The sequence below is a fragment of the Paenibacillus odorifer genome (assembly GCF_000758725.1).
GTDB lineage: Bacteria > Bacillota > Bacilli > Paenibacillales > Paenibacillaceae > Paenibacillus_AQ > Paenibacillus_AQ odorifer.
On sequence record NZ_CP009428.1, the window covers coordinates 3,438,801 to 3,460,564 of the forward strand.

The following is a 21,764-nucleotide window of genomic DNA, read 5'->3' on the forward strand; positions in this document are numbered from 1 at the left end:
AAAATACAGGTTGAGGTGTAATTACAAAACAAGGATGGAAATCCCATGCGGATCAAATTTAATATTTTTCAGAAAATGTTAGTGTTATTGCTGATTCTGCTAACTCCGGTTGTGGCGCTGTACTATTATTCTACCTCTAAGAGCATCAACGTCATACAGGAGGAGCTTATCAAAGCCAGCCTGAACCGGATGGAGCTTTTCGTGGCACAACTGGATGCCAGCATTGAGAAGTTCGACTTAGTCTCCGCACCTATGCTCGTTGACACGAACGTGCTGGAGTACCTTTACAACCTCAACATGAGCGATTATTCCCTAATGAAAACAAGGCTGCTGATCCAAGAGAAGCTGTCGCTGGCCAGCGCATCGGGCAACTGGCGCAATGACGTAACCGTCTATTTCCCGCAACGAGACGATAGTATTTCTTCTTCCCCCTCCTATGAATATGACCTTCAAGAGTTTGAAAGCCGATTTTCGCTAGGGTGGAGCTACAGCGAAGATTTGGAGATTGGCTCCGGTTTTACTCGAACTTATGTCACTACGGGTTACAAACCAGCCCGTCCGGACGATCTGGATGTTGCCGTTCGCATTAACCTCTACAAGTGGAGCTTCGAAAATTTGCTTGATACCTACAAATCTGGTCACTCTGACAACCCGTTTTTTTACAAAGAAGGACATGCCATCATCGCCAGCCGGTCCGCAGATGGGCCCAAGATGGACCAAATTATCACGGAATTAGGCGACAGGATCAATAGCCGGGATTCAAGTTTTTTAATTCATTCCTTCGACGGCAGGCCTTATCTGATTACCTATTATTATTCCAATATTCTTGAGTGGCATCTCGTCGATTCTGTTCCACTTAACCAGATTATCGGACCTATCAAGCAACAGCGGTTATTGTTTGGAGCTTCTTCGATTATTTTGCTCCTATCCTGTATTACCGCCGCGTCTGCCTTGTACTGGAACGTACATCGGCCTATCTTTCAACTTGTGCGTGCGGTGCAGCGGATTAAGGAAGGCGATTACGCCTACCGCCTGCCGAAGAAATCAAACAATGAATTCACGTTCCTGATGCAGAACTTTAACGAGATGGCGACGCAGATCCAAGATCTCATCGAGAATGTCCTACAATCGCGTATCCTTGCGCGCGATGCTACGCTAAAACAGCTACAAGCACAGATTCATCCTCATTTTCTGTACAATTGTTTAGGTTTCATCATTAATATGACCAAGATGGGAAAGAATCGGGCTGTCATAGACATGGCGTATCATCTGGCCGACTATTACCGGTATACGACGCGAATGGATAATCAAGGAGTCAGCCTGGGGGAAGAACTGGCGTTCGTGCGCATTCACCTCGAGATTCTTCGGCTTCGCAATGAGACGCTGTCCTACAGCATCGAACTGCCTGAAGAGTTGGCGGAGCTGCGAATTCCCCGGCTTCTTATCCAACCGATCGTGGAGAATGCGATCGTGCATGGACTTGAGAACGTCGAATATCCAGGCCGGGTTGAAATTAGAGTTTACGTCAATGAAGACCAATTGCACTTGGAAGTGGAGGATAACGGAAAAGGATTAAATAAAGAACGGATGGACCAACTGCAAATGGAGCTTCATATTCCGGCCAGCGAATATGCAGGCTGCGGTCTTTGGAACGTATATCAAAGACTGCAAGGCAACTTCGGTTCAGACGCTCAAATTGAGTTTTGCCCGTCCAGACTGGGGGGGCTAAACGTGAGGCTGATTTGGAGACTTGGGATGAAAGACGAAACGAAGGAGGAAGAGCAATGAATAGCCTGCTTGTAGTTGATGACGAGAAACATTATGCGGACAGTCTGGCAGATACAATTCCATGGGCGACACTTGGTATCTCCCGCGTTTGGAAGGCTTACAGCGCGAGCGAGGCACTTGCTCTGATAGACACCTTCCCCATTGACATCCTTATGACGGATATCCGTATGCCCCGCATGAACGGTCTGGAACTGATCGAACAGGCCAGGCTTCGTATTCCAGGGCTGAAGTGCCTGCTCCTCACAGGTTATGCGGACTTCGATTACGCCCGAAAAGCGATTGAGCTGCAAGCGCTCGATTACCTGATGAAGCCCGCGAAGGACGAGCAGCTACTTACGGCAATGGGCCGGATCATTAAGCAGCTTGAGCAGGAGCGATCAATCGAACAGGGCTTCCGTATCTACCGAGACAATAGTGCAGAACTGAAAGCAGGGTTGTTGCTCAAAGTGCTCAGCGGAAATCTGAATAGCAAGGCGCTTGCAGAGAAGTTAAAGCTGTTTGACCTCCCTCTTCCGATACCAGGTCATGTCTCGATGTGCCTGGTCCGATTGGGTTCCCCCTTCGATGGACAAGACCTCTATTCGCAGTCACTGATCCGGTTCGCGGTAACAAACATGCTGGAAGAATTGCTGATGGACCGCTATGACTGCTGGTCGGCGGCGGATGATGAAGGAAACCTGCTCGCTCTGGTATACGACCTGTCAGGAGCACCACCCGATCCGGAATGGGTGCTTGAGCGGATAGAGCGATTAAAGCAAGAAGTACAGGGTTTGCTTAAAGGTGAAATTTCTGTAGGGGAAACCGACTGCTTATTCCCGGAAGGACTGCAAGCTAGTTATATGACAGCTAAATCACGATTGGATAGTGACGGTTTTTCGGGTGGGCAGGTGCCAGAGCGGAATGAAGAGGAAGCGCGTCTTATGCGCAAGCTCTATGAAACGCCTCTGCTGACACATCTTTTGGAAACGGAGCAATGGGAAGCGGCGGAAGTTAAGATCCGAGCGTTTGTGTCACCGCTAATGCATACGGGTTCGCCTTACCTCATGCGCGATGTCTTTTTCTTTCTCTCCAATGCCTTCCAGTATATCGCGAATCGCAGCGGCAGGACGCTGGCCCAAATGCTCACTCCTGAGCAATCGGCTTTCGTTAAAGGAAAAGCGATGCTGCACGCGTCGCAGCTGGAAAGCTGGGCGCTCGACTTACTACGCACACTTCGCGATAAGCTAGGGGAGGAGACCGAGGATCACAGCCAGGTGATCATCCGGAAGACGCAACTCTACATCCAGAAAGAGCTGGACAAGGACTTGTCACTTACTTTGCTGGCCAAACGCGTCTTCGTACATCCTAACCATCTGTCAAAAATCTTTAAGCAGTGTACAGGCACTACCGTATCCCAATATATTTACGAGCAGCGTATGCTCAAAGCCTGCGAGGTGCTCAAGCATACAAATAATAAAATCTACCATATTGGTGAAAGTATTGGCTATCCCAATACCAACTGGTTTATTCGGAAATTCCGTGACTATTATCAGGTGACGCCGCAGGAATTCAGGGATAGATACCGATCGGGAATGGAGTGATTGGGCCGGTGAAGAAGCAAAAAAGAAAGGCCAGATTTCTATGGGCAGTTCTGAGCGGAGTACTGCTAGTTTCCGGCTGTTTAAGTAACACAGGGAAAACGGCACAGAACAGTACATCCAATGGGGAAACGAAGCCGGTATGGGATTTTAAATACGATCCGCCTATAACCATCACAACAGGAATCGTGGACGAGAATCGGCCTAACGCATTCAAGCCAGATGAGAGCCTTACAGACAACGTGCATACCCGCTGGATGGAAGATAATCTGGGAATCGTCACGAAGTTTGATTGGATTGTCAGCAAGTTCGAGGATGCAGATACCAAAATTCGGCTGGCGCTGGCTGTGAATGGCAAGCTGCCGGACACCCTTAGCGCTGAAGGAGACATCCTGAAGTATCTGCTGAAAGCCGACAAGCTGCTTCCGCTGGATGATGCCATCGAGAAGTATGCGCATCCTAAGCTAAAAGAAGCGCTCGAGAAGTACGCTTATACTATGGCAGAAGTGACCAAAGACGGCAAGATATATGGACTTCCCCGTTTTAGTGCAGGAGATGAGGGAACGGTCATGTGGATCCGTAAGGATTGGCTTGAGAAACTGTCGCTGAACCCGCCTACGACGATAAGTGAGTTGGAGAACGTGCTGAAGGCATTTTCTGAACAAGATCCTAATGGGAATGGCGAAGATGACGAAGTTGGTCTGGCGGTTCCGCTAAAGGAAGGTCCCTGGAGCTGGATGGGGCAGACAGATGCGATCGGCGGAGCTTTTTCAAGGCAGATGATTAGCACGTCTGACATCAAACTGTTCTGGAATGAGGACGAGAAGGGCAGCTTGATGTTTGGCGCCGTACATCCGGATGCTAAGAAATACCTGGAAACGATGGCGTCCTGGATGGCGAAGGGCTACATGGACAGAGATGCAGGCATGCAGGACCCGAGCCAAGCGTCCGAACTGGCGGTTAACGGAATGGCTGGTGTCATGTTCGGCCCGTTTTGGATGGGAGCCTGGCCGCTCGGCGATACAGTGAAGGTCGACCCGGAAGCGGATTGGGAGGCTTATTCCCTTCCTGCCGGACCGGATGGGTTAAAGGGCAAGGCACAAAAGCCGTTGTACGGTATCTATACGGTGTTCAGCAAGGATTTCACGAATATGGAAGCCTGGTTCGCTTATTATAACAAGTTGCTTGCCAAAAATTTCGGACCGGATGATCCGTACTTCGATCCCCGATTCGCACAAGGGTTTCACGAAGGTTACGATTATGTGATCATGAACGACAAGGTCATTACTGTCAATTTTGCGACTGAAGGCGTGCCGAATGATAAGTGGCCGCTTGCGGACGGGTCTTCAATGGATATGCGCTGGATGCTCTATCCGCTGACAGGTGGCGCTCCAGCCTTGCCTTATATGAATGCGGATGCAATCAGAAAATTATCTGAAAATTCGGAAGCCATAGTGACGACGCCGATCGAACAAGCCATTAAAGGTTTGAATTCGGCTCAACTTACGGCGGCTGGGGTAGCGATTGCCGAGCAGGGACTCGAAATCCCGAACCGGTACCACGGACCTTTAACGGACGGGATGGAGAAACACGGAGTGTTCCTGCAGAAACTCGCAACGGAGAGTTATCTGAGCATCATTTATAGCGAGAAGCCGCTCTCCTACTTTGATGAGTTCGTAGCCCAATTTTACAAGAATGGCGGCGACGTAATCACGAGAGAAGTAAATAATTGGTACATGGAAAACAAGCCATAATATTGTGGCTTGTTTTCTTCTATGTTCCTTTATTTCTTCTATATAACAGGATTAACTTATTGAATTAAAATGATTTTATTAGAAAGCGTTTTCAATAAAAAGAGGTGATGGTATACGAAGCTAATCATAGAGTAACTCTCACAACTAAGTGTAAACTTTCGAACTGAGTTTTGTTTGAAGCGGAGCGAAGCAATTTTATGCTCACAAAACTTTTTAGGAGGAGAGGTAATGAGGAAAAAAGTAAGCGTGTTTCTGGCATTAACTATGTTTGTGACTATCTTTTTTTCAAATCCGATCAAGACTAATGCGGCAACCCCCGAAGCGCCTGCAGGATGGAGAGACTTACTAGATTACCAAATATTCAGTAATATATCCGATGGCTGGGCAGGAGATAGCGGGTTTGGATTGGAGACGGAGAACAGCAAGCTGCCCATAGATTCTACAGCAATGTACAATGGATTGCCTTCATTATTGTTGAATGCGAAGACGCCTACCAGTCCTTCCTGGTACAACGCTTTAATTACGGTTGCCGGCTGGAAAGCGTATGACTTTACCTCTTATCATCCAAATGGATTCCTTGAGTTTAATATCAAAGGAAATGCGGGTGGAGAGTCCTTTTTACTGGGCTTCAAAGACCGGGTATTCGAAAGAGCTGCCGGCAATGAAATTACCACTACAGTAAACATTAACAACTACGTCAGCATTACTACAGGTTGGACCCATGTGAAGATCCCGTTAAAGGATCTAATTCAGGTCTCCCAAGGAATTGATGTATCTTCCATAGATGCATTATCCATCAAGAATAATGGTTTTCAACCTTTAAAAGTCTGGCTTAATGACATTAGGGTTACGTCTCCCGATAAGGAAAAAGAGTACGCACCCATCAAGGTCAATCAATTAGGTTATCCCGTAGATGGAGTAAAGCAAGCGCTCGTAACCGGTTTTGAGGATGTGCTCACGGTCGATGCAGGTACTCCGTTTAACGTTATTAACGCCACAAATAATTCCACAGCTTACTCCGGAACGCTTGTACTCACCAAGAATTATGATGCTATTGACAGCGGGGAGCGTATTTTTACCGCCGATTTCACAAATTTAACGATTCCGGGAAAATATTATGTTTCAGTTCAGGGTCTTCAGAATTCGCCCAAGTTCACTATCAGCGAAGCTAACGAAATCTATGAACCCTTTTTAAATGACGTAACGAGATACTTCTATTACCAGAGAACCGGGATTAATATTACCAGCCCATACACTCAAAATTATCAAAGAACAGATTTTACTCCTGACACCGCAGTGCCTTTAATGTCCAATCCTTCCATCAAAAAAGATGTTTCCAAGGGATGGTACGATGCGGGCGATAAAGGCAAGTACGTTAACGCAGGAGCCAAAGCCTTGTCGGATCTCTTCTGGGCCTATGAAATGATGCCGGAGAAATTTACGGACAATCAATTTAATATTCCTGAGAGCGGAAACGGCATTCCCGACATCCTGGATGAGGCAAGATGGGAACTTGAATGGATGCTCAAAATGCAGGATGCTGCAACTGGCGGTTTCTATGCTCGAGTGACCTTTCAGGATGACGACAATATGGTAGACAGAGAAATTATCGATAAGGATACGGTAAGCTCGCGTACTGATATCAAAACGACCGCCGATACAGCTACCGCAGCCGGTGTATTGGCACATGCCTACTTAATGTATCAGAATATTGATCCGGCTTTTGCCCAAAGTTGCTTGGATGCGGCAATAGACGCATGGGGGTACCTGGAAGCACATCCGGAAAATATTCGGACGCCTAACACGGGCAGATGGCCTTACGATGTGACGGATGACGCTTCGAATCGTCTGTGGGCTGCAGGCTCCCTGTACCGATCAACCGGCGATGCCGAATACAACGATTATTTCCTGGCGAATTACACTGATATGGGAATATTTTTTGAGGATACCCTTGATTTCGCCAGTGGTTGGGCAAACACCTGGAATACAGGCTTCTTCAGCTATCTGAAAGCCGCTAATCCGGACTCTGGAGTCTTAAGCTGGTATTCGGATAAATTCCAGCAATGGTTCAATGATAAAGTGAGCAGATACAACGACAGCCCTTGGAAAAGCATCATAAAAGATGGTAACTACTATTGGGGAATCACCATGCAGGTTGCGGACACACCGATGGAAATGATCATCGGTACGAAATTGCTGGGAACTTTTGAGAGCAACCGCGCTATCATTAATGAGATTAACAATAGCCAGTTAGACTGGATTCTGGGGCAGAACCCGGTAGGCGTATCTTTTGTATCAGGTTACGGCGATAACAGCGTGAAATATCCGTTCAGCATCATGTATAGAACGGATGGTTTACCTGGTGTACCTAAGGGATATCTGGTCGGAGGACCGAATAAATACTCCAATGACATAACTGTAGGAAACCAGATATCAAGATTTGCAGCCAAGAACTATACCGATAACTTCCAAGAATGGACTACAAATGAACATACCGTTTATTGGAATTCAGGGTTGGTATTCATTGCCGCATTCGCAACCGGAAATAGCACCAATTCGACCATTAATCCAACGACTGCTGCCTTTGATAAGAAAACCGCAAATCAAGCTGATATTCCGGTGACCCTAACGTTGAACGGCAACACGCTCACCGACATTAAGAACGGTACGACATCTCTGGTTGTGGACACGGACTATACCGTTTCGGGTAACACGGTCACTCTACACAAGAGCTATCTCGCGCAGCAGCCAATCGGCACGGTCAACCTCACTTTCCAGTTTAACGCCGGTTCATCTGCTACGCTATCCGTTGCTGTGAACGATTCGTCGGTTATTAACTCGACGATCAGTCCGACGACCGCTACCTTTGACAAGCAAACCGCGAATCAGACCGACATTCCGGTGACCTTGACGCTGAACGATAACACACTCATCGGCATTAATAATGGCACGACTGCCCTAGTTGCTGGTACGGACTACACCGTATCAGGCACGACAGTGACGATCCAGAAGGCTTATCTGGCTGCCCAACCGGTGGGAACAACGACACTGACTTTCAACTTTAGCACAGGAGCAAGTGCGAATCTTGCGGTCTCCGTGGTCGATACCTCCTCTACCGGAAGTGGTTCTATCACAGTGCAGCAGTACAATTCTCCTGTTACGGCAACGAGCAATTCGTTAAACCCACGGATAAAGCTGAAGAACACCGGTACCACTGCCATCAATCTGTCCGACGTGAAGCTTCATTATTATTACACGATCGATGGGGAGAAGGATCAGAATTTCTGGTGCGATTGGTCCACTGTCGGCAGTAGCAACGTAACTGGCGTCTTCGTCAAGTTGCCGGCTCCTTTGACAGGAGCTGATCATTATCTGGAAATCGGCTTTACGAGCTGGAAGTTTGGCTGCTGGAGACAGCATTGAGCTTCAGATCCGCATGAACAAGACCGATTGGACGAACTACACGCAGACGGGCGATTACTCCTTCGATTCGACCGATTCGACTTACACCGATTGGAGTCATACAACTGGCTATGTCGCAGGCGCTCTTCAGTGGGGAACAGAACCTCAATAAGTAACGTCACAATTGCCATTACGGCTCAATAGCGAAAACCTGAACTCCCCATTACCGCCTAAACAACGGTGTGGGGAGTGTGTAAGACAGTGAAAGGAGTGCAACAACTCTATTGAAAGCTATGCCACTTCCTACAAATAGGAAACCGATACGTACTGTACGTAATTTTTCCATCGTGAAGAATCTTCGTACTTACTGGATGTTCTACGCAATGATGCTGCCGGGAATCGTTCTGCTTGTAATAAATAACTACATCCCTTTGTTCGGGATCGTAATTGCCTTTAAAACAATTAACTACCAGGACGGTATCCTTGGAAGCCCCTGGACAGGGATGAAAAATTTCGAATACCTGTTTGCCTCGAAGGATTCGTACATCATCATTCGCAACACATTGCTTTATAACTCGCTGTTTATTGTATTGAACATGGCGCTTCCACTGGGGTTCGCCTTGATGCTTAACGAGATGAAGAACCGCTTCCTCTCGAAGCTACACCAAACGATCATGTTCCTGCCATACTTCCTGTCGATGATCGTCATCTCGTACTTAGTGTATGGGTTCATGAGCGACGAACGAGGATACTTCAACGGCACATTGCTGCCGGCGCTTGGTCTTGATTCCGTACGCTGGTACTTCACGAAAGAAGTGTGGCCGATCGTCTTGCCGATCATTAACACGTGGAAAAACATGGGGTACTACACGGTTGTGTACATGGCAGCAATCATTGGTATCGACGAGGAGTACTACGAAGCCGCGACGATAGACGGGGCGAACAAGTGGCAACAGATCAAGAAAATCACGATTCCCTTGATCATGCCTGTCCTCACGATTATGACTTTGCTGCAGGTTGGCCGGATCTTCAATGCTGACTTTGGCCTATTCTTCCAAGTGCCGCGTGAATCGGGGGCATTGTTCCCTGTGACAAACGTTATCGATACCTATGTCTACCGCACCTTCCTGACCGTTGGGGATATCGGACTTTCCTCAGCAGCAGGCCTGTTCCAATCAGTAGTTGGTTTCATCTTGGTTTTTGTATCTAATTGGGTCGTTCGCCGCTTTAACCGCGAGAACGCGCTGTTCTAAGAGAGGAGCCCTTATGACCAATACAAAGAGTAAATCCTTATCTGGGTCCAATCCAAAGAATCAGCTGTCGGGATGGGCGTCAACCCTCATCAACATCTTCTTCGTCATCTATTCGGCGCTCTGTATCCTACCGCTTTTGCTGATTCTTTCGGTATCGTTCTCCGATGAGCAGTCCGTTATGACACACGGATATCGATTTATGCCCGAAAATTTCAATCTGGCAGCCTATCGATTCCTAATGAAAGATATCAGTCAAATCGTTCATTCCTATGGAATCTCACTAACTGTCACGGTGATCGGCACGATACTAAGCGTCATCATAATAGCACTGTATGCGTACCCCATTTCCCGGAATAATTTTCCACAGGCTAAGTATTTTACATTTTTTGTTTTTCTAACGATGCTGATTTCCGGCGGTTTAGTCCCTTGGTACTTGGTTTACGTACAGATGCTGGAATTAAAAGATACACTTTGGGCACTGATCATGCCGCTGATCATGTCCGCATTCTGGGTACTGATCATGCGCACTTTCTTTAAGGAGACCGTACCTGAAGCTGTGCTGGAGTCAGCCAAAATAGATGGGGCAGGGGAGCTACGGATATTTATCCGAATTGTATTGCCCTTATCTCTGCCGGTTCTGGCAACCGTAGCACTGTTCCAAACACTGACATACTGGAACGACTGGTTCCTAAGCTTAATGTTTATTACAGACAACCACAATATATCCGTGCAGTACTTTCTTTACAAGATGATGGTCAACATCCAGTACTTATCCAGTAACCCGAACGCGATGGCTGAAATTACCCGAGCTGGCGGAATGATTAACTTCCCAAGTGAAACCGTGCGTATGGCGATGGTGGTTGTAGGTGTTGGACCTATTGTATTTGCTTACCCGTTCTTCCAGAAATACTTTATTAGAGGACTGACAGTAGGCTCCGTTAAAGGCTAAGATTGCTGATCACTTACGTGGGCACGGAAACGGCTAAAACCAGTATATGGTTTAGCATATCATTCTATTTTACGGGGGGATTACTTGAAAATGAAGGATACGAAAAGCAAGGCTTCACTGCTTCTCACACTGATGCTTATCTCAGCAGTAGGCACTACGGCTTGCGGCAATTCAAACAACTCGAACAACGCTACACCGGATAATGCCGGAAAAGAAAGCGCCACACCGAGCTCATCAGCGAATTCAACCACCGATAACACATCCAATGAGCCCTCGAAGCTGGAACCCTACAAACTAAAGCTGGTCTACGAAGGAGCTCCACAGGCGGACGAGGCTATCGTCGAGGAAGCGCTGAACAAGATCTTGACCGAAAAAATCAACGCGACGGTAGATATCGCACCAATCGATTGGGGAGCATGGGATGATAAGACTAACCTCATCATCGCTTCTCGAGAGCCCGTAGACATTCTATTTACAGCCTCATGGAACGGGTATGCAAAGAACGTTGCCAAAGGTGCTTACTTAGATCTCGGTCCCTTGCTCGATCAGTATGGCCAGGGCATTAAGGATAGCTTGGATCCAGCTTTTCTCGATGGCTCCAAAATCGGCGGCAAAAATTATGCAGTTCCTACTAATAAAGAATTGGCATCGTCAGGGGGCATTGTGTACCGGAAGGACATTGCCGATGAACTCGGCATCGACATGAGTAAAGTGCAAAAAATCGAAGATTTAGATGCCGTTTATAAGATCGTTAAAGAGAAGAAGCCAACCATGTATCCGCTGTATACAACGGGTGGCACGTTCGCCTCTCACTCTTTTGTGGAATTGGATTTTTTAGGTGATACGACGATACCTGGCGCTATCGATAAGAATGGCACGGAGGCGACAGTCAAACCGGCCGAAGAGTATCCCCAATACTTAAATGCATTAAAAGTAACCCGTGATTTCTTCCAGAAGGGGTATCTAAACAAAGATGCGGCCACTTCCCAAACGTCATCCCTTGATGCTTATAAGACGGGCAACGTATTTTCCACTGTAGAGCCTCTCAAGCCAGGCAAAGCAGAGGAAATCGCATCCGCGACAGGACTTGATGGCAAGCTTGCACAAATTACTTTGACAGGTAAAACGGTCGCCACATCGGAGACTACCGGTGCCATGTTAGCCATCTCATCAACGTCCAAGAACCCGGAACGCGCCATGATGCTGATTAACCTGCTTCATACAGATCAAGAGATTATTAATCTGCTTAACTTCGGTATTGAAGGTACACATTTCACACTTAATGGTAATGTTATGACGCAGACGGAGAAGTCTGGACAGTACGCACCGGGCGTCGCTTGGGAGCTGGGAAATCAGTTCCTCAACTATGTCTGGAGCTCGGAAGCTCCGGACAAGTGGGAGCAGTTCAAAAAGTTCAACGAAGGGGCCAAATCGTCACCAGCGCTGGGCTTCACCTTTGACAGTGAGCCAGTCAAATCAGAAGTTGGAGCACTAGCAAACGTCCTAAGAGAATATCAGAAGATGCTTGAGACCGGCTCGGTTGATCTGGACAAAGAATTACCGAAATTTATCGCCGCCCAAAAATCGGCCGGCCTAGATAAAGTCATTGCTGAAAAGCAGAAACAGCTTGATGAATTCCTTGCCAGTAGGTAATATGCGTTCATAGCGAACAAAGGACCTGCTTATTGTTCTTATACTGAACAATAAGCAGGTCCTTTCGCTATATAATTCACAGTTCAACTAGGATTTAAGAGGCTTGATCAAATTGGCTATTATAAAGCTCCGCATAGAAACCATTTTTGGCAAGTAGTTCTTCGTGGCTGCCGCTTTCCAGAATATCGCCTTCCTTCAGAACCAGAATCACATCGGCGTTCTTAATGGTTGAGAGTCTATGCGCAATAACAAAGGAGGTTCTTCCTTCCATAAGCTTATCCATTGCCTGCTGAATCAAGAGCTCTGTTCTTGTATCGACTGAGCTTGTAGCTTCATCGAGGATGAGCATTGGAGCATTCTTGAGCATCGCGCGGGCGATGGTAAGCTGTTGCTTTTGGCCGGTGGATAAATTAACCTTGTCATTTAGTATGGTATTGTAACCGGCACTTAAGGTCTGAATGAAATGATGCAAGCCTACCGACTTACAAGCATCTTCAACTTCTTTATCGGTTACACCTGTTTTGTTGTACACCAGATTTTCCCTGATAGTGCCCTCAAAAAGCCAGGTGTCCTGCAAGACCATACAGAATAGATCATGGATGTTTTCTCTTGTTAAGCTGCTGATGGGGGTATCATCAATATAAATCTCTCCGCCCTTTAATTCATTAAACCGTATTAGAAGATTTATCAGTGTAGTTTTACCTGCGCCGGTAGGGCCGACTATAGCAATTTTTTGCCCAGGCTTAATCTCTGCAGAAAAATCTTTAATCACAAGTTTATCTGAATTTTCATAAGCAAATTGCACATGTTCAAAATCCACTCTGCCCGTTGCAGTTTTAAGATGTCTTTCTTTATGACTTTCATTGTCCATTTCATCAGCATCGAGGAACTCGAAGACACGTTTGCTTGCCGCGGAAGCCGATTGCAGACTTTGTGCGGCTTGAGCAATCTGAGAGAGCGGTTGTGTAAAGTAACGGACATACAGTATAAAGGCTACAATGACCCCAAAGGATATCGTTCCGTTCATAGCAAGTACAGCACCAACGACACAAACGGCCACAAAACCTAGATTGCCTATAAACATCATAATCGGCATCATAAGACCGGAGAGGAACTGCGCTTTAAATGCACTATCTTTAAGATTCATATTCAGGGATTCAAATGTATTGCGCATTTGTGATTCACCATTGTAAGCTTTCACTACAGTATGTCCTGTATATACTTCCTCCACATGACCATTGATTTTCCCTAAGTATTCTTGCTGACTTTGAAAATACTTTTGGGATTTTTTCATAATTGCCGCTATGAGGCCAAAGCCAATGATAGTTGCAACAACCGCCGTAATAGTCATGATCACATTTGTTTTGAACATCATGATGATGGATCCCGTAAAGAGGGCAAGGGCAGTTACCAGTGTGCCGACGCTTTGGTTTAAAGCTTGCCCGATCGTATCCACATCGTTGGTAACCCGGGACAGAATGTCACCGGTTGTAGAATTATTATAATAAGAAATTGGAAGTTTGTTCATTTTGCGTGAGAGATCGGCTCTTAAGTTTTTGGAGACCTTTTGCGTAACTGCGGACATAATTAATCCTTGTACCAAAGATAACACAGCGCTAAGGATATAGATAAATACAAGGAAAAGGCCGATAGAAGTTACTGCTTCCATATCAATTCCGGTGACGAGGCCCGCCGTGATCAAGTCTGTCATCTCCGAAAGCTTATCCGGTCCAAGCAAAGTCAGAACCGTACCGATTGCTGCACTAATAATAGCTATAAGGACTACAGGGATATATTTTCTGCAATAGTGGAGAAGTTTGCTCCACGTGTTGAGTTGCTCTTTGCTTTTGTTCATTAAGCTAGCTCCTCCTTTGAAAGTTGTGAGTAAGCAATCTCTTGGTAGACATCACAGGTCTGCATCAATTCATCATGTGTTCCCATGCCTGCCATTCGTCCGGCTTCCAGTACAATGATTTTATCTGCGTCTTTGATTGTACCGATCCGCTGCGCAACGATTAGTATCGTCGTACCGCTGGATTTCTTCTTCAATTCACTACGCAATTTGCGATCCGTCTTATAATCAAGTGCTGAGAAGGAATCGTCGAAGATCAATATTTCAGGACGACGGGCAATGGCTCGGGCAATGGAAAGACGTTGCTTTTGACCGCCAGACAAGTTCGTACCGCCTTGAGAGACATGAGCCTCGTAGCTTCCTTCCATCTTTTCAACAAAATCTGAAGCTTGAGAGGTGTAAATGGCATCTACAACATCAGAGGACAGATCACTGCCATTGTCGCCGAAAGCAACATTAGAGCTCACCGTGCCGCCAAACAAAATCGCTTTCTGAGATACATATCCCATTTTATTGCGCAGTGCAGTTTGCTCATATTGGTTAACATTAATACCATCCACCAACACTTCACCTGCTGTAGCATCATAAAAGCGAGGGATCAGGTTCACTACGGTACTTTTTCCGCATCCGGTTGAACCGATGAAGGCCACAGTTTCTCCTTTTTTCACCGTAAAGCTGATATCCTCAATAACGTATTCTTCTGCATCCGGATATTTAAAGCTGACTTTTTTGAATTCGACTTCACCCAACCGATTTGTCTTAGAGGAAGTAAGTGATCCGTTCTCTAAGCTTGGCTTAGTATCCAGCACTTCATTGATTCTTTTAGCGGATACATGGGCACGAGGCATCAGGATAAAAATCATGATCAGCATCATGAATGCCATAACCACCTGCATCGCATAGGATGAGAAGACAATCATATCTGAAAATAAGCCCATCTTCGCCGTACCATTGGCATTTTGAATCAAAATAGCACCAATCCAATATATTGCGAGACTTAAACCGCTCATAATGAGAGAAATACTTGGCATCATCATGGACAGTACATTGTTGGCAAATAAATTCGTTCGGGTAAGCTCGCTGTTGGCTACGCTAAATTTATCTTCCTGGTAACTTTCCGCATTATAAGCACGAATGACACGAAGGCCTGTAAGATTTTCTCTTGCAACACGATTAAGATTATCAGTCAGTTGCTGCAATTTTTGGAATTTCGGAAGCACAAGCACGATCACTATGCTGACAATAAGAATCAATACCCCAATTGCGACACCGGTAGCAAGCGACCACTGCCAACTCTTGCCTGTAATTTTGAGCATTGCCCAAACGGCAAGGATGGGAGCCTTCACCAGCAGTTGCAGACCAATGACAATTAGCATTTGCACTTGTGTAATGTCATTCGTTGAACGGGTAATTAAACTAGCTGTAGAGAAGTTGTTGATTTCTTCCATAGAAAAAGACTGTACCTTATCAAACAATTTGGAGCGTAATCTTGAAGAGAAGTTAGCGGCAATTTTAGCGGCGATCCCTGCCACTATGATTGATGTGGCTAAACTGCCGAGGGCACAGAGCAACATCCAGCCTCCGGCTGCAATGATTTCGCTCATTTCACTTCCTGGTATCTGTACAAGACGAGTAATCTCGCTCATATAACCGGGCAATTCCAGATCCAGCCATACCTGTGTGACAATGAACAGGATGCTGATACCGATTAGGGTCCATTCCTTCGGTTTTAAGTACTTAAGTATAGTTACCATACATCTGACTCCTTTATGTGGCGTTGCTTAAATGATAACGAAAGAAGATAAACTGAAAGTTAACTTTTCTGAAAAATGAAAAAACCCTGAAAGAACGATGAGGTTCTCCAGGGCTCGTACTACATTCCAATCGGAATCGTAACTGTAAATGTGGCTCCTTGTAATGGAATGCTTTCGCAAGAAATGGTTCCATTGTGTAGATGAATGATTTTTTTAACAATTGCTAATCCAAGTCCATTGCCCGCAGTCGAATGGGAAGTATCCTGCTGATAAAATTTATCGAATATCTTGGGAAGAGCCTCAGGATGAATACCGCTTCCGCAGTCACGAACTAGAATCACCACGTTATCTTCGTTTCTCTTCATGTTAACTTCAATTTCGCCATGTTCAGGAGTGAATTTGATCGCGTTATCCAATAAATTTAACCAAACTTGATTTAAAAGCTCTTTATTGCCGGAGAGTTCATAATCCTGAATATTAACGTTCAGCTTCAGGTGCTTCTTCTCAAATTTAGCAGCTAGCAAAAGCACAGATTGGCGAATTTGTTCCCCAACATTAAACCTCATTTTGTTTGTCAGAATCTTTTGCGTCTCAACTTGTGTCAGCTCCAGTACATTCGAAGCAAGGGAGGCAAGTCTGGTCGATTCCTCAATGACAATATCTAGATATTCATTCCGTTCTTCTTTGGTAAGATCATCGTTCTTTAAGACTTCGGCAAATCCCTTGATAGATACAATCGGTGTTTTGAATTCATGGGAAAAATTATTCACAAAATCGGTTCGCAGAATTTCAATACCCCCAAGCTCTTCAGCCATCCGGTTAAAGTTCTCTGATAGAATTTCAAACTCCGGCGGGCTTTTGAGCTGAAGCCGCATGGAGAAGTCACCGCTGGCAAGACGCTCTGTGGCCTCAATAAATAACCGGATGGATTTTACCATTTTCCGGCTTGTGATGGCTGATATCGTGGTACCGATAATTGTACAAGCGATTAATACCATTATGGGTAGTACGAATCCATCCTGGGCAAGCTCTTCGTTCAACAAACCAAAAACCTGTGCGAGAAAGAAGAGTAGTCCTGTAATCACAACGGTAATAAGAAAGATGAAAAATATGATAAGAGAAAAATAGATGGGAAGGCTGATTCTGTTGCTGAGCTTGTTACTTATTTTGCTCACTGGCTTCGCACCGCCTTGTATCCAAGACCTCTGACGGAAACCAGTTCAAACTCTGGATAAGCGTCAAACCGTTTCCGCAGGCGATTGATATGTACATTAACGGTTGTATCCGTACTTTCACTTTCCATGCCCCATATTTCGTCCATAAGCTGGATACGGGTGAATATCCGTTCCGGATAAGATAATAGCTTATACAACAAATAGAACTCTTTTTGCGGAAGCGTTTGTTTCTCGTCCTCCCGGGTTACTGTCAATGCGTCATAATCAAGGATCACTTTACCCACTACTAATTTACGGGCACTTGCGATTTGCGAACGGCGAAGCAGCGCTTGGATTCTGAGCAGCATTTCTTCGGTATCAATGGGTTTGGTCATATAATCATCAGTTCCAATCCGGAACCCCTTTTTCTTATCTTCAGGCAGCTGTTTTGCTGTAGCCATAAGAATGGGGACCAAGCTATCGGCATCTCTTACTTCCTTGGCGAATTCATAACCATCCATATTAGGCATCATAATATCCAGAATGATCAGATCAATATGTTGTGAATCTAGGACCTCCAAAGCTTTAACTCCGTCTTCAGCAGTTACTACATCGTATCCTTCGCGTTTCAGAACAGCTTCAAGAAGTCTTCTTACATGCTTATCATCTTCAACAACGAGTATGTTAATCATTACTGTTCACTCCAATAGTAGGTTTGTATCCATTATTACCTGTGGGGAATTTGTTTTAAAGGGAGCAGAATCAATATTTATCTAATCTTAAGATTCGGTTTGAAATCCTTGTAGTCGCTATAAAGTGACTCATATATCTGTCTATTCGTTAAAATGAGAGGAATAGGCAATGATTTAATACTATTATGATATCTGTTTTGTGAAAAATTGTTGCATACTAAAATAGTACCCAAACTAATTTAGCTGAATTAACGTGCTGAAAATAATGCAGACTACGTTGAACGTTGAACTTTGACTGAACTTCATGCGAAAGGAAGATCTCAGATGCAAATGCGTAAATTAGGAAATAGTGGCTTGGAAGTTTCGGCAATAGGGCTTGGCTGTATGGGAATGGATCATGCCTATGGAAAGCCAGCAGATCGTAATGAAATGGTTAAATTAATTCGCAGAGCAGTTGAACTAGGATGTAATTTCTTTGATACTGCTGCTTTTTATGGACAATCCAATGAGGAATTAGTAGGCGAAGCTCTTGCACCACAAAGAGATCAAGTTGTGATTGCAACTAAATTTGGAATTTTAGGACAAGAAGCTGTAGACGGTCAACCTCAACTTATTTTAAATAGCACACCAGATTCTATTCGTGAGCAAATAGAAGGTTCATTAAACAGGCTGAGGGTCAATTGTATTGATTTATATTATCAGCACCGAGTGGATCCGAATGTCGAACCTGAAGCTGTCGCAGAAACAATGAAAGATTTAATAGCTGAAGGGAAGATTAAAACATGGGGTGTCTCAAATGCACCGATTGATTATATGAAACGAGCACATGCTGTTTGTTCGATTACTGCAACCCAAAATCAGTACTCCATGATGTGGCGTGAACCGGAAAAAGAGTTGTTTGAACTTTGTGAAGAGTTAGGAATTGCTTTTATCGCTTACAGTCCATTAGGAAATGGTTTCTTAAGTGGTAAATATACTAAGGAAACCAAATATGATGAAGATGACTATCGAAGTTTCATGGGAAGATTCAAACCTGATGTGATTGATCATAACCAAGTGTTATTAGATTTAATTACTCAAGTTGCAGAAAGTAAAAATGCAACACCGGCTCAAGTCGTATTAGCGTGGGAATTAGCTCAAAAACCATATATCATTCCAATTCCAGGCACTACAAAATTAAACAGATTAGAAGAAAACCTATATGGAGCTGATCTGAAATTAACAAAGGAAGATGTAGATAGACTAAATGAAGCTTTGTCTAAAATGGAAATTGATAGTACACACTTCTAACTAGAGGTGTATCATCAACTAATAGGAGGATTTTTTATGCAAAAAGTTATTTTGAACAATGGTGTTGAAATGCCGATACTTGGTTTTGGAGTTTTTCAAATTCAAGATGAAGCTGAATGTGAACAAGCTGTTTACGATGCGATCATGTAAGGTTATCGACTGATAGATACCGCAGCCTCTTACCTAAACGAAGAAGCGGTGGGAAGAGCCATCAAACGGAGTGGAGTACCAAGAGAGGATCTATTTATTACTACGAAATTATGGGTTCAAGATACCGGATACGAACGTACAAAGGAAGCATTTGAAAAATCCCTTTCAAGATTGCAACTTGATTATTTGGATTTGTATTTAATTCATCAGCCCTTTGGCGACGTGCATGGTTCTTGGCGGGCGCTGGAGGAATTGTACCGTGAAGGAAAAATCAGAGCGATTGGCGTAAGTAACTTCCAGAACGATCGTCTGATTGATTTGATTATTCATAATGAAGTAACGCCTGCCGTTAATCAAGTTGAAACACATCCATTCTGCCAACAAATTGAAAGTGCTGCATTCATGAAAGAAAACAATGTTCAGATCGAATCATGGGGTCCATTTGCTGAAGGTAAAAACAACATGTTCCAGAACGAAGTTTTAGTATCAATAGCTCGAAAATATAATAAATCTGTTGCCCAAGTGGTTTTACGCTGGTTGACGCAAAGAGGAGTTGTTGTGATTCCAAAGTCTGTCCGGAAAGAAAGAATAATTGAAAACTTTAATATCTTTGATTTTGAATTAAATTCAGAGGATATAGAACAAATTGCGCTGTTAGACACAAAAGAGAGTTTGTTCTTTTCACATAGAGATCCTGTAATGGTAAAAGCGTTAAGTACTAGGAAGCTGGATATCTAATTTTTCTTAGGATCTTATTGGTTTTGATAAAAGATGGGTTAACCATAATTAAGGGGTTAACCCATCTTTTATTTATAAGAACACCCTTAGCCTTGTACAGTTCATTCTAATTTGGAGGTTTAAGAATAAAGGCAGCTAAAATTTGTGAATATCGCATTATAATCTTGGTCTTCTCCAGTGGCGTACAAACCAATAAGCACACCTGTGAATCCTCCGGCTATTTCAGAGGATAAATATTTGGTTTGCGCAGCTCCGAGTAAGATCTCAGTACCGTCTACCTGGATATAAAAGTGATAATGCGTTGGACTGCTTTTGACAACTAATGAAGCATGGTTACATTGACCTATATGTTTTGTTTTTTCAATGGATTTGATATCTCCGATATTCAGCCGTTCGATAATCTCATAACCCTCTGGATGTTTACGCAAGGCCAAGTCATAATGGTGATTTTCGTCCATGTAAAGCGTAATTCCGGCTTCACCATTCGTAAGGCTGACTTCGCATGAAATAATCGCGTTAAAGTCTTTTTGACGAATACCAATAAATGTCGGGGTAGCCGGGATATCTAACGTTATTGGAGTTCCTTTAAGCTTTATTTTATCAGCTTCTAACCGATAATTTTCTGTAACCGGGTGACGCAGGTAACACCAGTCCAAATTCCAATCTGTGTTCTCGAACGTATAGACTTCTTTCTCCTGCTGAATGACTGTGTCCGCAATACGATCAGTCTCGAAACTTATTAGAGTGGTACCTTCATGACCTGCTGTAAACCATCCATCCTCGCCAAAGGTAATCGGAGTTAGAAAAACCTCACGCCCCAAATGGTGATAGGTAAGATACTGGCCAGTCTGCCGGAATCCAAGATGTAACAGCCACCAATCCCCCTCATGATCTTGTACCAAATCTCCGTGACCAACACCCTGAAGCTCGTAACCGCCTAAATTTCGATTAGTCAATACGGGGTTATGCGGATAGGCTTCGAATGGGCCAGCAGGAGAATTGCCCCTTGCATAAGTGACCATATGCCCATATTCGGTTCCGCCCTCAGCTGCTAGCAGATAGTATTGTTCATTAATTTTGTATAAATGAGGACTCTCCAAATAACGCCCACCGGATCCTTGCCAGATTGAACGGCTTGGCGACAGCTTCTGCCCAGTTTCAATTTCAATTTCACATTGGATTATACCATTAACTCCGTAATCGTCTGTCCCATTACTCATGAAATACGTTTTGCCGTCTTCAAAATACAAGTCCGGATCAATACCGCCTTGATCTACATTAATCGGATCAGACCATTCGCCGTAAATATTGTCAGTCCAGACATAGAAGTTCTGGCGCAAAGTGTCATTAGTGGTCGTCATGTAGAATCGTCCATTATTGTACCGCAGGGTGGGGGCGAATACACCACCGGAGCTGTCCACAGTATCCAGTTGAATCTGGTTCTTTCGGGTTAAGCAATGACCGATTTGGGTCCAATTAATTAAATCTTTGCTTTCAAAAATCGGAACACCGGGAAAATACTGAAAGGAACTGCAGACCAAATAATAAGTGTCTTCAACTTTACATGCGCTGGGATCAGGATAAAACCCTTTGATGACCGGATTATTGTATTTCATTTCTCCACCTCATTAATAAATTTATATAAATATGAATTCAATATATTTAACTACTAAGAAAATTAAACACTATTGCTTATGGGTTTTCAATGAATCGGGGTTGAAGATATACGTTATATTTATTAAATTAATATATATGTAA

14 protein-coding genes and 1 pseudogene are annotated in these 21,764 nt (G+C 44.4%); 9 read left to right on the forward strand and 6 right to left on the reverse strand.

Annotation, left to right across the window (positions count from 1 at the left end):
- Positions 1–45 precede the first annotated feature (45 nt).
- The 4 genes from PODO_RS14955 to PODO_RS31905 all read left to right on the forward strand — a co-directional run bounded on the left by PODO_RS14955 (position 46) and on the right by PODO_RS31905 (position 8,542).
- Positions 46–1,788, forward strand: a complete 1,743-nt coding sequence (locus tag PODO_RS14955) for a sensor histidine kinase (RefSeq protein WP_038571178.1) — start codon at positions 46–48, stop codon at positions 1,786–1,788.
- On the forward strand, positions 1,704–3,368 hold the full coding sequence (locus PODO_RS14960; RefSeq protein WP_155288133.1) for a response regulator: 1,665 nt from the start codon (positions 1,704–1,706) through the stop codon (positions 3,366–3,368). Before PODO_RS14955 ends, PODO_RS14960 begins: the two co-directional genes overlap by 85 nt.
- A gap of 8 nt (positions 3,369–3,376) precedes the next feature.
- Positions 3,377–5,119: a type 2 periplasmic-binding domain-containing protein gene (locus PODO_RS14965; RefSeq protein WP_038571184.1), complete on the forward strand. Its 1,743-nt coding sequence runs from the start codon at positions 3,377–3,379 to the stop codon at positions 5,117–5,119.
- Between the two features lie 228 nt (positions 5,120–5,347).
- On the forward strand, positions 5,348–8,542 hold the full coding sequence (locus tag PODO_RS31905; protein WP_052097054.1) for a glycoside hydrolase family 9 protein: 3,195 nt from the start codon (positions 5,348–5,350) through the stop codon (positions 8,540–8,542).
- On the opposite strand, the gene PODO_RS31910 is transcribed toward PODO_RS31905, so the two are convergent.
- Complete coding sequence (locus PODO_RS31910) at positions 8,505–8,642, reverse strand: hypothetical protein (RefSeq protein ID WP_244886339.1); 138 nt, start codon at positions 8,640–8,642, stop codon at positions 8,505–8,507. The genes PODO_RS31905 and PODO_RS31910 overlap by 38 nt on opposite strands.
- Positions 8,643–8,814: 172 nt before the next feature.
- On the opposite strand from PODO_RS31910, the gene PODO_RS14975 reads away from it, so the two are divergent.
- The 3 genes from PODO_RS14975 (at position 8,815) to PODO_RS14985 (ending at position 12,376) form a co-directional block, all read left to right on the forward strand.
- On the forward strand, positions 8,815–9,774 hold the full coding sequence (locus PODO_RS14975; RefSeq protein WP_038574490.1) for an ABC transporter permease: 960 nt from the start codon (positions 8,815–8,817) through the stop codon (positions 9,772–9,774).
- Positions 9,775–9,787: 13 nt separating this feature from the next.
- Complete coding sequence (locus PODO_RS14980; protein WP_038571187.1) at positions 9,788–10,723, forward strand: carbohydrate ABC transporter permease; 936 nt, start codon at positions 9,788–9,790, stop codon at positions 10,721–10,723.
- 90 nt (positions 10,724–10,813) lie between these two features.
- Entirely contained in the window at positions 10,814–12,376 is a 1,563-nt protein-coding gene (locus tag PODO_RS14985; RefSeq protein WP_038571189.1) for an ABC transporter substrate-binding protein, read from the forward strand.
- A 94-nt stretch (positions 12,377–12,470) separates the two neighbouring features.
- On the opposite strand, the gene PODO_RS14990 is transcribed toward PODO_RS14985, so the two are convergent.
- From PODO_RS14990 to PODO_RS15005, 4 genes are all read right to left on the reverse strand, one after another.
- Positions 12,471–14,231, reverse strand: coding sequence for an ABC transporter ATP-binding protein (locus PODO_RS14990; protein ID WP_038571192.1), 1,761 nt, complete (start codon positions 14,229–14,231; stop codon positions 12,471–12,473).
- Positions 14,231–15,982 (reverse strand): ABC transporter ATP-binding protein, encoded by a 1,752-nt coding sequence (locus PODO_RS14995; RefSeq protein ID WP_038571195.1) that lies wholly within the window; start codon positions 15,980–15,982, stop codon positions 14,231–14,233. The genes PODO_RS14990 and PODO_RS14995 overlap by 1 nt, the downstream gene beginning before the upstream one ends.
- A gap of 119 nt (positions 15,983–16,101) precedes the next feature.
- The gene (locus PODO_RS15000; RefSeq protein WP_080742500.1) at positions 16,102–17,157 is read right to left on the reverse strand and encodes a HAMP domain-containing sensor histidine kinase; all 1,056 of its coding nucleotides are present in this window, start codon (positions 17,155–17,157) and stop codon (positions 16,102–16,104) included.
- Complete coding sequence (locus PODO_RS15005) at positions 17,154–17,828, reverse strand: response regulator transcription factor (protein ID WP_036677195.1); 675 nt, start codon at positions 17,826–17,828, stop codon at positions 17,154–17,156. Before PODO_RS15005 ends, PODO_RS15000 begins: the two co-directional genes overlap by 4 nt.
- 324 nt (positions 17,829–18,152) lie before the next feature.
- Here PODO_RS15005 and PODO_RS15010 point away from each other — a divergent pair, with 324 nt between their 5' ends.
- On the forward strand, positions 18,153–19,118 hold the full coding sequence (locus PODO_RS15010; RefSeq protein ID WP_036677191.1) for an aldo/keto reductase: 966 nt from the start codon (positions 18,153–18,155) through the stop codon (positions 19,116–19,118).
- Between the two features lie 36 nt (positions 19,119–19,154).
- Positions 19,155–20,006 (forward strand): annotated as a pseudogene (locus PODO_RS15015) (aldo/keto reductase).
- A gap of 119 nt (positions 20,007–20,125) precedes the next feature.
- Here the strand turns inward: PODO_RS15015 and PODO_RS15020 are convergent.
- On the reverse strand, positions 20,126–21,622 hold the full coding sequence (locus PODO_RS15020; RefSeq protein WP_038571198.1) for a glycoside hydrolase family 43 protein: 1,497 nt from the start codon (positions 21,620–21,622) through the stop codon (positions 20,126–20,128).
- Positions 21,623–21,764: the final 142 nt, after the last annotated feature.